The 16,155-nt window shown below is 70.1% G+C and carries 11 protein-coding genes; all 11 read left to right on the top strand.

Features of this window, described 5'->3' with window-relative positions:
- Positions 1 to 34 precede the first annotated feature (34 nt).
- Positions 35 to 4,195, top strand: coding sequence for a type VII secretion protein EccCa (gene eccCa, locus G6N47_RS26010; protein ID WP_083134618.1), 4,161 nt, complete (start codon positions 35 to 37; stop codon positions 4,193 to 4,195).
- Between the two features lie 105 nt (positions 4,196 to 4,300).
- Positions 4,301 to 4,606, top strand: coding sequence for a PE domain-containing protein (locus G6N47_RS26005; protein WP_083134617.1), 306 nt, complete (start codon positions 4,301 to 4,303; stop codon positions 4,604 to 4,606).
- Between the two features lie 14 nt (positions 4,607 to 4,620).
- Positions 4,621 to 5,865 carry a PPE domain-containing protein gene (locus G6N47_RS26000; RefSeq protein WP_083134616.1) on the top strand — a complete coding sequence of 415 codons (1,245 nt, stop codon included), beginning with the start codon at positions 4,621 to 4,623 and terminating at the stop codon, positions 5,863 to 5,865.
- A gap of 74 nt (positions 5,866 to 5,939) precedes the next feature.
- A complete protein-coding gene (locus G6N47_RS25995) occupies positions 5,940 to 6,248 on the top strand; it encodes a hypothetical protein (RefSeq protein ID WP_083134615.1) in 309 nt (102 codons plus the stop codon).
- A gap of 37 nt (positions 6,249 to 6,285) precedes the next feature.
- Positions 6,286 to 6,588 (top strand): hypothetical protein, encoded by a 303-nt coding sequence (locus G6N47_RS25990; RefSeq protein WP_083134614.1) that lies wholly within the window; start codon positions 6,286 to 6,288, stop codon positions 6,586 to 6,588.
- Positions 6,589 to 6,673: 85 nt separating this feature from the next.
- Complete coding sequence (locus G6N47_RS25985; RefSeq protein ID WP_083134613.1) at positions 6,674 to 7,534, top strand: ESX secretion-associated protein EspG; 861 nt, start codon at positions 6,674 to 6,676, stop codon at positions 7,532 to 7,534.
- A gap of 88 nt (positions 7,535 to 7,622) precedes the next feature.
- The gene (eccB, locus tag G6N47_RS25980; RefSeq protein WP_083134612.1) at positions 7,623 to 9,131 is read left to right on the top strand and encodes a type VII secretion protein EccB; all 1,509 of its coding nucleotides are present in this window, start codon (positions 7,623 to 7,625) and stop codon (positions 9,129 to 9,131) included.
- A gap of 73 nt (positions 9,132 to 9,204) precedes the next feature.
- Positions 9,205 to 10,932, top strand: coding sequence for a MinD/ParA family ATP-binding protein (locus tag G6N47_RS25975; protein WP_232080416.1), 1,728 nt, complete (start codon positions 9,205 to 9,207; stop codon positions 10,930 to 10,932).
- Positions 10,929 to 12,446 carry a type VII secretion integral membrane protein EccD gene (gene eccD / locus G6N47_RS25970; protein ID WP_083134646.1) on the top strand — a complete coding sequence of 506 codons (1,518 nt, stop codon included), beginning with the start codon at positions 10,929 to 10,931 and terminating at the stop codon, positions 12,444 to 12,446. Before G6N47_RS25975 ends, eccD begins: the two co-directional genes overlap by 4 nt.
- Positions 12,446 to 14,065 carry a type VII secretion-associated serine protease mycosin gene (mycP, locus tag G6N47_RS25965; RefSeq protein WP_163659876.1) on the top strand — a complete coding sequence of 540 codons (1,620 nt, stop codon included), beginning with the start codon at positions 12,446 to 12,448 and terminating at the stop codon, positions 14,063 to 14,065. Before eccD ends, mycP begins: the two co-directional genes overlap by 1 nt.
- On the top strand, positions 14,062 to 15,777 hold the full coding sequence (eccE, locus tag G6N47_RS25960; RefSeq protein WP_083134329.1) for a type VII secretion protein EccE: 1,716 nt from the start codon (positions 14,062 to 14,064) through the stop codon (positions 15,775 to 15,777). Before mycP ends, eccE begins: the two co-directional genes overlap by 4 nt.
- Positions 15,778 to 16,155 lie beyond the last annotated feature (378 nt).

Raw genomic sequence — 16,155 nt, 5'->3', positions numbered from 1 at the left:
CGAAATCGCCTCAGACGCGGGTTAGGGTGGTCCGGTGACGACTCAGCCGTTTGTGCGTCCCGGTGAACTGGAGCGTCCCCCGGCCACCGGTGGGGGCAAGATCGCAGTGGAGCCGCCGTTGGTGGCGCCGATCCCGCCCCCGCGCAGCGTGTGGGGCATCGTGTTGCCGATCGCCCTGGTGGTGGGGGTGGTCGGCTTCATCATCTCCATGTACGTGACCGGGATGCGCACATTCGCATCGGGTTTCGGCATTTTCGGCTTCATGATGCTGATCGGCATGGGCGGCATGCTGTTCCGTGGCCGTGGTGCGGCGCAGAAGATGTCGTGGGGCGAGCTGACCCTGTATCGCCGCAAATACTTTGCCCGCCTTGACGAGGTGCGCGACGAGGTGGATGTTCAGCGGCGCGCGCAGTGGCAGCATCGGGCGCACTTCCATTGGGAGCCACAACAATTGGTGGGTGCGGTCGGTTCGGCGCGGATGTGGGAGCGGATCCCGGGCAGCGACGAATTCGCCGTGGTGCGGGTCGGGGTGGGCAAGGTGGCCTTGGCGATGCAGATCGACAAGCCGAAGATCGCCGAGTCCGCCGACCTGGAGCCGGCGACCGCGCACGCGCTGCGCAAGTTCCTGATCGAGCAGGAATACATCGACAACACCGCGAAAGCCATTTGGCTTCAGCGCTTCCCGGGCCTTTCGGTCGTCGGCGACATGAGCCAGGTGCGGGCGTTGGCGCGCGCGATGATCTGCCAGCTGGCGGCGTTTCACTCCCCGGCCGACGTGCAGATCATCGTCGTCAGCGCCGCGCCGACCCAGTGGGAGTGGACCAAGTGGCTGCCGCACATGCAGCACCGCAGCCAACGCGACGGGTGCGGGGAGCGCCGCCTGCTGTTCTCGTCGCCGGCCAAACTGGAAAGCTTCTTGGATGAGGCCGAGACGCCGCGCCCGCAGTGGAGCCCGCCGGCCAGCGGCCTGCACGCCGCCGACACCAGCACGGTGTTGCCGCTGCGGGTGATCGTCGACGACGGCTGCGGCACCCCGGAGGACTGGGCCGGGCTGACCGGCAGCGCCGGCTACGGCGGCACCTGCTTTATCCGGCTGGCGGCGGCCATGCCCGTGCCGCCCCCGGACAGTTTCGGCGGCAGGCATTGGGTCGGCTTCGACCCGTCGACGACGTACCGGCTGGTCGACGGGGTGCTGCGCAAACGGCTGCCGGCCGACGACCCGACACTGTTCGCTGCGGGACCGACGAAGTCCGACGAGCTCGAGGAGGTGTTTTACGCCACCGCCGACCAGATGAGCGTGGTGGCCGTGGAGCGCTTCGCGCGGGCATTGGCGCGCTATCGGGCCACCGGCGCTACGGCCGCGGTGTCCAGCGAGGACGAGCAGAAGCGCACGCTGCTCGATGTCGTGGGTGTGCGGGATCCGCGCGAGCTGGATGTGGACCGGCTGTGGGCGCCGCGGCGTATCCAGGGCCGCGAGTGGATGCGTTTCCCGATCGGCCTGGACGACAACGGCCAGGTGGTGGAGCTGGACCTCAAAGAGGGCAGCCAGCAGGGCATGGGGATGCACTCGCTGTTCATCGGCACCACCGGGGCCGGCAAGTCGGAGGGCATCATCACCGAGGTGACCTCGCTGGCGCTCACCCATTCGCCCGAGGTCGTCAACGTGGTGTTCTCCGACTTCAAGCTGAAGTCGGCCGCCGGTGTACTCGAACGCTTCCCGCATGTGGTGGCCAGCGTGAGCAACCTGGCCGATGAGCGGCACCTGGTGGGCCGCATGTATGAGGCCCTCGACGGCGAGTTGGACCGCCGCGGGCAGCTGTGTGCGGCGCTGGACGGTGTGCCGGACCTCAACGCCTACAACCAGCGCCGGTTGACCGACCCGTCGCTGCCGCCGGTGCCCGCCCTGTTCATCATCTGCGACGAGTACCAGGAGATGCTCGGCGACAAGGACTGGGGCCCGCAGTTCCAGAAACTGTTTTGGCGCATCGTGCGACTCGGCCGGGCCTACCACATGTTCTTGCAGCTTGTGGGCCAGACGGTGGACACCCAGAAGCTGCGCGAGATCCGCAAGCTGCTGGGCTTCACGATCGCCGCCCGCACCGGGCGGGAAGAGGACTCACGCGAGGCGATCGGCACCGCGGTGGCCGCGCACCTGCCCGAGAAGGGCGCCGAGGGCACCGCGTATCTGCGGGTGGCCCAGCGGCAGCCCCGCGAATACCGCTTCTTCTTCTCCTCTGCGCCCTACGTGCCGCCCAGCGAGGTCGAGGAAACGGTGGGCCCGGTGCGGGCCGGCACCTGGTTCAACCCGCGGCCATTCACCGTGGTCGAGGCCACCGACCCCGACGGCCGGCTGGCCGCCCCGCAGCGGCCAGAACCGGCGCGGGCACCCGCGGCCCGCATCGACAACCTGATGCGCCACGCGGCCGGCACCGACGACGCCCCCAAGGTGGTGGACGCGGTGATCGAATCACTGCAGGCCACCGGGGTGGGCCCGCCCCGGCAGTTGTGGTTGCCGCCGCTGGGGGTGCCGCCGCCGGCCGACGACCTGGTGGGCCGGCTGCGGGGCAAACCGTGGGACGTCGACTACGGCGACAACCCCGGTTTGGTGTTCCCCATCGCGCTGGAGGACCGGCCCCGTGAGCACCGGCAGGACGTCTTCTGCCTGGACCTGCTGTCGGATAACGCGATGATCGTGGCGGCCCCCAAGCGCGGCGCCACCAATGCGGTGATGACGATGGTAGCCACGGGTGCGCTGATGTATCGCCCCGAGCGGGTGCAGTTCTACTGCGTGGCCGCCAGCGGCCCACAGCTGGCCGCGGTGGGCGACTTGCCGCACGTGGCCACCGTGGTGCCGGTGTTCGACACCGAGGGTGTGAACCGTCTGCTGGCGACGGTGCAGGGCATCATCGACGAGCGCGAACGAACCTTCGCGTCCCGCGGGCTGGACATGATGACGGTGCGCCAGGCCAAGTTCGGGCCTCACCCCAGCGACATCGGTGTGGCCGGTGGCGACGTGGTGGTGGTCATCGACGGCTGGGCGAATTTCGCCGAGGCGATGCCCAAGCATGTGGACACGGTGATGAGCCTGATGCGGGCCCGCAACTACGGGGTGCGGGTGGTGGTCACCCACACCAGCCACCTGTCCGGGATGCGCACCGGGATGCGCGCCGAGACCGCCCAGAAACTGGAGCTGCGGCTGACCGACCCGCGCGAATCAGAGGTCGAGCGGGTCGACGGCGTCAACCGGGCCCGCGAGGTGCCCGACACGCCCGGGCGCGGGCTGAGCCCGACCGGGCACCATTTGATGATCGGGGTGCCCGAGCTGGCCAATCAGCCCTCGGGACGCGTCGAGGTCCGCGGCCTGGGCGCGGTGGTGCGCGCAGTGGCCGGCGTGGAAAAGGTCAGCGAGGTGCTGCGGCTGCCGGAGTCGGTGCCGATGGCCGAGGTGGCCGCTCTCGTCGACCCGCGGGTGCCGCGCGAGCGGGTGCCGTTCGGGCTGTCGGAAACCACGCTGGGCCCGGCGTTTGTGGACTTCGCCGAGCATCCGCATGTGGTGGCGGTGGGGCGCGCCCAGTCGGGGCGCACCAACTTCCTGCGGGTGATGATGCGCTCCATCATGTCGCGCTACAGCTCCGAGGAGGCCACGATCGTGCTGTTCGATCCGCGCCGCAAACTGGTGGGGGTCGTGCCCGAGGAGTGGCTGTCGCGCTACAGCTATGCGGCCGGGGACATGCGCAAGGTGGTCGACAGCCTGTGCCAGCTGCTCGAAGAGCGCCAGCCGCCGCCAGGAACCAGCCAGCAGGAAATGCTGACCCGCCGGTTCTGGACGGGCAGGCGGATCTTCCTGGTCATCGACGACATCACGTCGTGGCAGACCGCCGATTCGCCGTTGGTCAGGCTGGCGCCCTACGTGGAGCAGGCCGATCAGCTGGGGCTGCACATCGTGGCGGCCGCGGACATCCGCAACTGGAGCTTCCAGTCGAGTGGGCCCTCCGTGCTGGGCAGGACAGTCGGCTCGTTGCCGCCGGTGCTGATCCTGGACGGCCGCCGCGACAACGGGCCCATCATCAGCGGGGTGTACGCGGAGCCGCAGCGGCCCGGCAAGGCCATCTATGTCACCCCGACCAGCACCGAAGGAGTGCTGATCGGCTGGTCACCGCCGCCGAACGTGGGGGCGCCGAGCGCACCCCGGTAGGCTGGCGCAGCCTGTGGGCAGCCGCCGAAATTCGTGCGGCGAGCCCTCACGAACCGTGCTTACACTATCCGCACAGTTCTTCAATATTCAGGGGAAGGCAACGCGATGACTTTACCGATCGGGGTGAACCCGGCTCTGCTGGGTTTGTCGGCAGGGATCGAAACCGCGGGCGCGGGCACCATGGCCGGGGCGCTGGGGGCCGCCGCACCGACGATCACCGCGGTGTTGCCGATGGGCGCCGACGGCGCCTCGGCGGCCGCCGCAGCCGGGCTCAACGCCCGGGGAGCCGAGACGATAGCCATGATGACCGAGTTGACCACGATGCGGTCGCTGTTCGCCGACACCGTTGGCGTGAACGGCGTCAGCTATGCCGCGGTGGATGGCATCAACCAGGCGTTCCTGTCGATTTGAGCACCCTCTAGCCGATGACACTTTACGGGGATTCCGCCGCCAACCCCCCGGAGGTGAACTACTACACGCTCACCGCCGGTGATCACGCGGTGAGCGCGGCCGCCGCGGCGGCGGGCCATCAGGCGCTGGCCGACATGCTGACCAGCGAGATGGCGATGATGGGTGTGAACGCGGCATCGACCGCGGCGGGCGGCTGGCAGGGCATCGGCGGGGCGGCGATGGTGATGTCGGCCGCCCAATTCGTCGAGGTGATGGGCCTGGCGGTGGCGTGGCTGCAGGAGGCATCCATGACCGCCGGCGAGATCGTGGAGGCCTATCAGGCGGCGTTCGAAGGGATGGTTCCCGGGCCGGTATCCGACACCAACCGGGCCACGCAGTTCGCCTTGGTGCAGACCAACTTCATCGGGCAGAACACGCCCGCGATCGTCGCCCTGGACGGCGACTACTACGGTCACCACTGGCCGACGAACGCCTCGTGGATGGCCTCTTTCGAGGCGGTGGTCAGCGCTGCCCTGCCCGTGCTGGCAACTCCGGCGCCGTTCCTGCCGACGGCGTCGAATCCGGCCGCTCCGGCCGCCGGGGTTGGTGCCGCGGCCGCGCAGGCCGGCGCCAGCGCGGGAATGCAGGCCAGCACCCAGGCCATGACCCAAAGCGCCACTGCTGTCGGGCCCGCCAGCGAAGCGGCGGGCACACCCGCTTCCTCGGCGACCGAGATGACATCATTTCTGGGCCAGGGGATGTCGATGATCGGTGAGCTGCCGCAGGCGGCCGGGCAGATCCCGCAGACGCTGGGCCAATTGCCGCAGCTGGCCGGCTCGCTGCCGCAGATGGCCAGCGGGCTGCTGGGCCCGCTGCAGACCATGGGCGCCGGGCTCGGCGCCCAGAATGTCGCCGAGCCGGCAGCCGCGCTGTCCAGTGAGGCCGCGCTGGCATCGGCGGGCGCGGGAACCGGCGCCGGTGCCGGCGGCGGCGGTGCGGGGTTCGGCGGCGCCTCGCTGGCGTCGACCTTCACCCGGCCGGTGAGCAGCTTTTCCACCCCCGCTCAACCCAAACTGCCCGGCGGTTGGACCGGTGGCCCCACCGCACCCGAGCCGGTGGCTGCGGGCGCACAACCGTCGGGGATGGGCGGCGGCGGCCTGTACGGGGCGCCGGCCGCGATGGGTCGCGAAGGCGGGGCCAGTTCGGAAAAACCACCAACCCGGACGATGCAGATCACCGCACGCCCGGCCGTGGACAGGGGGGACAGGCAGCGAAATTAGTGCAATGGGGGGCCTGCGGTGGCCCATAGAATCAACGAATCGACCAACCCGACAATGAGGGGAGCATTCCAACAATGCTGGTAGGACAGAACACACTTCTCCAGACCGCCAACAATCTGGAGGACCTGATGCACCAGGCGGTCGACGTGCTCAACCGCTACTACAACCACTCGACGGAACTGCAGAGCGGCGGCCTGGAAGGCGGCGCCGGTCAGACCAACGTGGTGACTGCCGAGGAGATCCAGCACGCCCAGATGAAGATCCAGACCCGCTGGGGCCACGTGATCGATCTGGTGCGCAGCAACACCCACAACTACGGCCAGCAGGACGAGCACAACGCCGCATCGATCGCCGCTGTGGCCAGCGACCTGCGCTGGACCTGACATTCCCACCGACTACACCGCATAGAAGGAGACCACCATGGAAGACGGCATGCTCAAGTACCACCCCGGCATGATCGGCGACTACACCCACAGCCTGATGACCTACAGCTCCGAGCTGGACAACATCGCCAGCCAGGCGCAAAACATCCTGGCCGGGCTGCACGAATACTTCGACACCCAGCACGGCTCGACCGCGTACACGCAGGTGCAGCAGATGATCAACGACGGCATCCAAGAAGGCCGGGATGTCATCCAGCGCCACGGCAACGCCGTGGACACCTCGCTCGCCAACTTCGTCTCGCAAGACCACTCGGCGGGCAACTCGTTCATGAGCATCTAGCAGGGTCTCGTTACCGAAAAAGGGGGCCCAGCGCCAGGTTGGGTCCCCTTTTGCTGCAAACCCGACCATTAGAGAGATCGGCGAAATGGCATTGACGACCACCGTCGGCGGCGTGTGGGTGCTGCAGGCCCTGCTCGGGGTGGAAACCATGCCGGCCTCGCTGCGGCTCAAACCGTTTGTGCCCTCGGTACATGAGTCGCTGATGGTGCAAACCACCGCGGGGCGGCTGCCGCTGTCCCAGACCGCCGAATACGCCAGCTTGATGCAGGCCGGGGTGATCGATTCCAGCGGGCGCGTCGATGACGTGGTGCGCGACTGGATGACGGTGCTGGGCCGCCCGGAGCGGGAGGTCATGCTGGTCATCCGCCGGCCCGCCGACGTCGACGCGGCCGATGCCGCGCCGACGGTGACCGAGCGGGTGCTGGTGGTGTGCCGGCATCGGCGCTGGATGGCGATGGCCGCACGCGACGGAGACGAGATGGTGATCGACGCGGTAGGCGAGGCCGAAGACCCGCACAAGCAGATCGAGCTGATCTGTCAAACGCTGCTGCCGGCGCTCGGGGAGGCCCCGCCCGCCGACATCGAGGGCGTGAACCTGCCCGCCGACCTGGTGCAGTCGACGCTCGAGCGCGCCGTGCCGTTGGGCCGCGACGCCGTGGCGGCCGCACTGGGCCGGCTCGGCTTGGCTCCCCAACAGGCGCAGGTGCTGACCGCGGCCGCCCGCCTGGACGAGTCGGCGATGGCGGTGGTGGCCGTCGTCGACCACGGCATCAAACGTCACGTGCACCAGCGGGTGCTGACCGTCGCCGACACCGAATACGGGCGCATCAGCATCACCACCACGCCGGCGGCCGACGGCTCGAAGTGGATGAGCATCTGGCCGGCCTCGATCGGCGGTCTGCACGACGATCTGGCCGACCTGCTGGCTGTCCCGCGCGCCGCCTGACCGGCGACGACACCGCTACGATGAGCCGATATCGGGCCCGGGAAATTACTGCGGATTTAGCGCCGTCGGCGCCGGTAAGGTTACCGCCATGGCCCTGAACCTGACATCGCGGCTGCAAGTGACGGCGCACTATTTCTGGAACCGCCGCAACGCCGCCGCGCTGAGCCATCACGGGGTGCGACTGGAGTATGACCCCGAGCAACGCCGCAGCGCAGCCCTGATCCTGGGGATCGCCTTCACGCTGCTGGCGGTCGCGCTGATGTTCGTGCTGTCGTGGTTCAAACCGGCCGGGCAGGTGGGTCGGTCCAACATCTTGGCCGAACGGGCCACCGGAGCGATCTACGTGCTGGTCGACGGCCGGCTGCACCCGGCTCTGAATCTGACCAGCGCCCGGCTGATCACCGGGCAGGCCGCCAATCCAACCTTCGTGAAGGCGGGCGAGCTGTCCAAATACCCGCAGGGCCCCACGGTGGGCATCGTGGGCGCACCGGCGGCGATGCCGATCCGGACCGCCGACGCGTCGCAGTGGGCGCTGTGCGACACGGCCCCGGCCGCCACGCCGACGACCTCCGCGGCCGCCAAGCCGGTGGTGACCGCGATCGCCGGGCCGGTCACGATCGGGCAGCGCTCCGCGCCGCTGCGCATGCCGAATGCGATCCTGGCCCGCTACCGGGACAAAACGTATGTCGTGTGGGAGGGGCACCGCTCCGAAATCGACTTGTCGAACAAGGCGGTGGCCCTGGCTTTGGGTGTCGATCCGGATGCGCCCGCGCCGATCCCGCTGTCCCAGGCCCTCTTCGATGCGCTGCCGGCGACCGAGCCGATGACCAGCCCGGCGATCCCGTCGGCCGGTGAGCCGTCCCCGTGGGACATCGCGCCGGGCGTCGTGATCGGCTCGGTGCTGGCGGTGCACGGCCTGCAGCAGCCAGGGGCCGACACCCTATATGTCGTATTACCTGATGGGGTGCAACGCATTTCGCCGTTCGTGGCGTCGCTGGTGCGGGCATCGAACTCGTTCGGCGGGCTGGCGCCGGTGGTGGTGGCGCCCGACCGGTTGGCGAAAGTGCCTGTGGTGCAAAGCCTGCCGGTGTCGTACTACCCGGAAACCCGGCTTCACCTGGTGGACACCAAGGTCAACGGCACCACGTGTGTGGCCTGGTCGAAGGGTGCCACCGACCGGGCCGCGGAGATCACCGTCTTGTCGGGGCAGGGCCTGCCGATACCGGTCGGCTCCGAGGCGCAGTTGGTGCATCTGGTCAAAGACGTGCGCGGTGGAGAGACGGTGGAGGCCGATCAGGCGTTCATCGGCAAGGCGGCGACCAACCTGGTGATGACCACCAGCGCCGCTCCCGCCGCCGATAGCCGCGAGTCGATGTGGTGGATCTCCGACCAGGGTGTGCGCTACGGCATCGAGCTCGAAGAGGATTCGCTGCGCGCGTTGGGAATCTCGACCGCCAATGCGCGCCAGGCACCGTGGCCGCTGATCCGGGTGTTCGCGCCCGGGCCGGCGCTGAGCAAGCAGGCCGCGATGACCCAGCACGATACGCTCGCTCCAGTCACCGGCGCGGAAGCGCTGCCGACCCAGAGCGGCCACTAGCCGGTAGAGCAAGAAATCAAGGGTAGGAAATTGTGTACGGATATAGAGAATCGGCGCCGTTAGGATCAGGATCGTGACCGACCGGGAAAGCACCGGTACCCCGGGCCTCGGCCCCGAGCAGGACGGCGGCGACGCAGCCAAGCCGTCCCCGCCGTCCCCGATACCGATGCTGCGGGAACGCCAGCAACCCTCCGCCGGCCCGGCCGCGGGCCCGCACCCGGGCCAGGGCGGCGAAGCCAACGCGCACGACGCAAGCCAGGGCGGCGGCTCCGGCGCGCACCGCGCGCGCACGACAGGAGAGCTCAACCTGGCCGACTGGGCGGCCAAAATCATCGACACGGACGCGCCGGCGCCGTCGGGCGACACCGGCGGCGGCGAGGCGCGCCCCGCGACCGCCGACAACGCCCGGGCGGTGGTCAGCGACGAGACCACCCAGATCGTGCTGCCGCCGGGACCGCCGAAACCGCCTGCGGATCCGGAGCGGACGACCCCAACCCGGTCGCCGGCTGCAGATCCCGAGCGGACCACCCCGACCCGCTCACCCTCCGGTGAGCGCCGCCCGCCCTCGCCCGGTGACGAACCGGGCCGCCCACCCGGCATGCGGGGCGGCCCCGAGCAGCGTCCCGCGCCGCGGCGCGAAGATCAGCCGCCGTGGCGCGCAGGCCCGATGCCGGCTGCGCCGCACGCCGACCCCAATGGGTGGGCCAACCGTGACCGCCCACAGCCGCCCTCACCGGCACCGCCGCACTGGCCCACCAACGCCGATGCGCCGGCAGGGCCGCCCGAGCAGGGCCGCTGGGCGGTGCGCCCGCACGAGGCCGAACCGCCGCCCTGGGAGCCCGCGTCGGCCAGCTACTCCTATGTGGACCGGATCCGGCAAAGCGAGCTGGTGCCTACCCGCAAGCACCCGCCGCGGCGGGGCTGGCGGCGCGCGGTGTATCTGGGCACGTTCGGGCTGATCAATCTCGGGCTGTCCCCGGATGAGCGCCGCCTGGCCGAGCTGGAAGCCAAGATCCGCACGCTGCTGCGCGGCCACTACAAGATCGGGGTGCTGGGTAAGGGCGGTGTCGGCAAAACCACCGTGGCGGCCTGTGTCGGTTCGATCTTCGCCGAGCTTCGCCAAGACGACCGTGTGGTGGCCATCGACGCCGACACCGCGTTCGGCAAGCTGGCCAGCCGCATTGATCCGCATGCGGCCGGGTCGTACTGGGAACTTGCCGCCGATCAGCATCTGCACACGTTCGCCGATATGCGGTCCCGGGTGGGCAACAACGCCTCCGGACTGTTCGTGCTGGCCGGGGAGTCGGCGACCGCGCGCCGGCGCGTACTCGACCCGGCGATCTACCGGGAGGCCACGTCGCGGCTGGACAACCATTTCACGATCTCGATCATCGACTGCGGCACCGCGATCGACAACCCGGTCACGCTGGAGGTGCTCACCGATCTTGACGCGCTGATCGTGGTGTCCTCGCCGTGGGTGGACGGGGCGTCGGCGGCCGCGCAGACGATGGAGTGGCTGGGCAACAACGGCTACACGGCGCTGCTGCACCGAACTGTGGTGGTGCTCAACGACTCCGACGGTCACTCCGACAAGCGGACCCGCTCGGTGCTGGTCGACCAGTTCAGCAGCCGGGGCCAGGCGGTGGTCGAGTTGCCGTTCGATCCGCATCTGCGTCCGGGCGGGGTGATCGACATCGATCATGAGATCGGCCGGACCACCCGCCGGCGGCTGATCGAAATCGCCGCGGCGATCGCCGAGCACTTCGCGGCCACCACCGACGAAGAGTGGGAGCGCCGATGACGACGGTGCGCCGGGAAAGCCCTCCGCCCTCACCCACCCCTCCGGAAGCCCCACTGGTCCCGTCGTCGTGCCGGGTGTCGATCCTGGCCGGGGAGTCGCATCAGGTGGATCTGGTGCTGCCTGCGGCGGTGCCGCTTTCGGCGCTCACCGACGCCACTCGTGATGCGATCAACCGGGAACTGCGAGCCCGCGGCGAGGACGAATTACCGCCCGGCGTCTACGAATTCGCGCGGGTGGCCGGGATGACCGCGCTCGCCGACGACATGTCGTTGTCGGCGCAGGGGGTCGCCGACGCGGATCTGTTGGCCCTGGTGCCCGTCGGCGCCGCGCAACGCTACGGGCCCAACATCGAGAACGTCTCCACGGCGCTGGCGCGCTACGCCCAGGAGCACTTCCCGATGGTGTCCGCGCGCGACGCGGTGACGGTGGCCGCGGCGCTGACCGGGGCGGCGCTGGCGGTGGCCGCGCTGATCGTGTGGCGGATCCGGTGGGGCGCCGAAGCGGTGTGGGCGGTCCCGGCGGTGTTCGCCGGCGGGGCCGTGGTCCTGATCGTGGCTGCGATGCTGTGCGCCCGGGCGGGCGCGCAGCGCGTCGTGGTCGACGGTGCCGCCTGGGCGGGTGTGGGCGCCGCGGTGCTGCTGGGCGCCACCGCACCCTACGGCGCGCATCCCGGTGCGCCGCACGCGTTTTTGGCGTCGCTGGTGGCGATCGTGGGGGCCCTGATGCTGGCGCGCTTGACGGGCCGGCAGTGGACGGCGGCCGCCGCCGTGATCACCGCCGCCTGCGCCGGATTCGCGGCGGGCGCGGTGCGGATGTTTTTCGCCGTGCCCGGCCAGCGGATCGCCATCGTGATGCTGATCGCGGTGCTGGTGGCCGCGCGCGCCGCACCCACGATGGGCTTGTGGATGGCGAAGGTGCCGCGGCAAAGCTTCGGCTCGATCACCGGGCGCGACCTGTTCACCCGCGCCCCCGGCCAACCCGAGGACACGGTGTCCCCGGTGGAATCGGCCCCGCACGACATCACGCTGCGCGGCGAGCAGGTGGCCGAGGTGGCCCATCGATCCAACCGGGTGCTGACCGGAACACTGTTCGGGGTGGGAGCGGTGTGCCTGGCGTCCTCGATCCTGGCGATCAACCCCGGCGCCGGCTCGCAGTGGCCACCGATCGTGGTGGTCGCGGTGGTGGCGCTGGTGCTGGTGTTGCGGGCGCGCGCATTCCGCGACCGCCGCCACGCAATCACCGTGGTCGGCGCGGCGTCGCTGTCGATGATCGCGATCCCGGCCCACTACGGGCTGAGCGCGGCGCCTGGCGCGACCGTGGCCGCGCTGGTATCGGCGGCCGGGGTGCTGGCGGTTGCCGTGTCCGGGCTGATCGTCGGCGCCACGGTGCCCTCGCACTTCTTCTCACCGCCGGTGCGCCAAGTCGTCGAGTACCTCGAATACGTGCTGGCCGCCCTGGTGATCCCGTTCGCCGCGTGGGCGGTCGGGCTGCTGCACTACGTCAGGTACCACTGATGCGGGCGCGTCCCGCGCTGGCCGCACTCGCGGCGGCGGTCCTGCTGGCAGCCGACGTGATGGGCGCCCCGGCGGCGCTGGCGATCGCCCCGCCGGTCATCGACCCCGGGGCGCTGCCACCGGATGGGCCGCCCGGCCCCAGCGAGGAGATGAAGCAAACCCAGGCCTGCACTCCCCCCGTGGTGATCGGCGATCCCGACGTCACCCAGCCCGCGCCCGGCAACGCGATGCTCAATCTGGCGCAGGCCTGGCAATACTCCACCGGGGCGGGGGTGAAGGTGGCGCTGATCGACACCGGTGTCACCCCCAACCCGCGGTTTCCGGCGCTGTTCCCCGGCGGCGACTACGTGATGGGCTCACCCAACGGCGGGCTCACCGACTGCGAAAGCCACGGCACCATCGTGGCGTCGATCATCGGGGCGGCACCGTCGAACCCCGCCGACCGCCCGCCGCCCCGCCCAGTCGGTGCGCCATCGGTGCAGCCGCCGCCACCGCCGCCGGCGAATCCGGCCCCGACCTCGCCACCGCCGGCCCCGCCGCCGCCGTCGACGGTGACGGTCACCAAGCCCGCACCGCCACCGCCTGCGCCGCCCGAGGACGCCCCCTCCGCCGGACCCGGGGACGCCGGCGGCAAGCAACCACTGGTGCCGGGCCCCCCGGTCGGCGCCCCGGACGGGATCGTCGGGGTGGCCCCGGATGCCGCGCTGATCTCGATCCGCCAGTCCTCGCGGGCATTCGGGCCCGCCCACCCCGACCCCAATGACGCCGAATTGCACCGCAAGGCCGGCGACATCATGACCCTGGCCCGCGCCATTCGCCATGCCGCCGACCTGGGTGTGAAGGTGATCAACGTGTCGGTGGCGTCCTGCATCAACGCCGCCACCCCGGTCAACCAGGATGCGCTGGGCGCCGCGGTGCGCTACGCCGCGGTCGACAAGGACGTGCTGATCGTGGCCGCCGCCGGCAACAAAGGCGAGCAGTCCGAATGCGGCCAGAACCCCGCGTTCAACCCGCTCAACCCCGACGATCCGCGGGACTGGGCCGGGGTGCGCACGATCGTCACCCCGGCGTGGTTCTCCGACTACGTGCTGACCGTCGGCGCGGTGACCCCCGACGGCCAGCCGCTGCCGGACAGCATCAACGGGCCCTGGGTGAGTGTGGCCGCCCCCGGGTGGCGGATCATGGGCCTGTCCAGCACCGACGGGGCCGCCGTCAACGCGCTGCCCGACCACGACCCGGGGATGGGCGACGGCTTCTGGGGCACCAGCTTCGCCTCCGCCTACACCGCGGGAGTGGCGGCCTTGGTGCGGGCGAAATACCCGGATCTGACTGCGCACCAGGTGATCCGGCGGATCACCGCGACCGCGCACAACCCGGCGCGCGGTGTCGACAACCAGGTGGGCTACGGGGTGGTCGACCCGGTCGCCGCGCTCACCTACGATGTGAGCCCCGGTGATCCCAAACCGGTGGAGCACATCAACACCGCGCTGCATGCGCCCCCGCCGCCGCCGGGCCCGGACCTGCGGCCCCGCAATACCGCCCTGATCGGCGCCGCGGCGGTGGTACTGCTGGCCGGGATCATCGCGGCCGTCGTCGGGATACGCCGGAGAATCCAATGAAAGCCCGCACCGTCGGTGTGCGGCCGGCGCTGGGTCCGGTGGTGGGCGCCGAGCTGATCGCGCTGTGTGCGTTCCTGCTGTTTCCGCTGCGCCACGGCCGCTGGTGGGTGGCGGCGGCCATCACAGGGGTCGCGGTGGTGCTGCTGGTGGTGACCGTGTACCGGCGCAACGCGCTGGTGTGGGCGGCGACCGCGGTGCGCTGGCGTTCCGAGCGCCGCGAACCACCCGCGGTGGCCGCGGCGATCGACGTACCGCACGGCGACCTGGTGTGCGGGGTGCGCGCCGACGAATACGAAGCGATCACCATGATTTCGGTTGCCGGGCAACAGTATGCGCCGACGTTTTTGCGCGGGTCGACGGTGTCGCGCACCACGAATGTGTTGCCGCTGCACGTGCTGGTCGGTCTGCTTGATCAACCCGGCGCGCTGCGGCTGGCCGGCATCGACGTGGTGTCGTCGGGCTATCGGGTGCGCCGCGGCACCGGATACCCCCCGCTATACAGCACGCTGTTGGCCGACCGGCCCGCCGCCGGCCAGCGCAGCACCCGGCTGATCGTGCGTCTCGACATCACCGAGTCGGTGCCGGGCCTGAGGTATCGCACCTCGATCGGTTCGGCAGCCGCGGCGGCCACCGAGCGCATCGTCAATGCTCTTCTGCAGGAAGGCATCCGGGCCACTGCGCTGAGCGCCGCCGAGCTCGACAGCGCATTACAGGAGCTGAGCGCAGGGCTGGCCACCGCGCCCAGTCCGCCCGACCCGGAAAGCGACGGCGACAGCGATGCCGGTAGTCGCACCCGGGAACCGGTGGCGGTCAAGGCGCTCGGACGCGCGGGCACCAACGGCAGTCGGCGCAGCCCGGATGTCGGGTGGCGCACGATCAGCGCCTACCCGGGCTACTTGACGACATACTACTTCTCGCCGGAAGACATCAACACCGCGGCGCTCAACCAGATGTGGGCGCTGCGCAGCGACGAGATCGCACAAACCACAAGCATTTTCAAGCACCGCAACACCGAGCCTGACGGCGGGGGGCCGGTGATGGTGTCGGCCATCGTGCGCACCAACGACCCGCAGCCGCCGCCGCAGCCACCGACGCTGTATCTCAACCCGCTGCCCGGCGACCAGTACGCCGCCACGTTGCGGGCCGCACCCACCGCACGCCCGCGCCTGAAGCTGCCGCCCCGCCACCTGGACGACCCGGACGAGTTGCAGATCCCGATCGGACCCACCGGGATACTGGTCGGGGCCGCGCTGCGCGACGACCTGACCGCTGACCCCGAAATCCACCGCGACGACATGGTGATGTGGGCGTTGACCGACCCGCAGCGCGCCACCCGGATCGCGATGGACACGTCCGAGTTTTACGTGCGCCAGCTGCTGATCCGCGCTGCCGCGGTGGGAGAGCGCATCGCGATCTACTCCAACCAGCCGCGGCGCTGGATCTCGCTGGCGCAGCCCAACATCGCGGTGGTGGAACGCCGGCGCGGGCCGGAGTTCGTGCCGACGATCATCGTCAACGACCGTCCGGCCGCGCCACCATCGGCGGGCTTGTCGTCGACGGTGATCGCCTTGGGCGCCGCGGGCCGGGGAGGTCCGGCCCCCGATATCCGGTTCGTACAGACTTCGCGGTCCACCGTGCAGATCACCACTGCCACACGGCAATTGGATGTGGCGATCGTGGCGTTCCGCCAGGAGCAGGCCTGGACCGGCTGACGTCCGCCCCTGTCGCTGTGTCGCTGTCCGCTTCTCGTGCGCTCAGCGCGGTGTCCTGAGAGGGCTGCGTCTCGCAGGTTCACCGAAAAAGCGCCGCAACTCAATGTAAAACGTCACGGACACTCCACGGGGCATCACCCGATGGCGCCGGGCACAAATTCCGTGCGTAGCCCTGCTCAGAGCACCAGTAAACTCAAGACGAGAGGATCCACGACAACCGTAACGTTCCATAGACGGCCCTGTCATGGCCTCAGAGCAAGCGAATATGGGCGCAAGGGTTGCATGGCCGAATTTCATAAAAGACTCGAATACTGCCGGCCAGCTGGGTTGTTCGCCCGCCCGGCTCGACTGCGGCGTGCAAGTGCGGCGCCGGCAACA

This window comes from Mycobacterium branderi (genome assembly GCF_010728725.1).
Classification (GTDB): Bacteria; Actinomycetota; Actinomycetes; order Mycobacteriales; family Mycobacteriaceae; genus Mycobacterium; species Mycobacterium branderi.
Note: the sequence above shows the minus strand (reverse complement) of the source record. Positions and strands in the feature narration are given on the sequence as shown.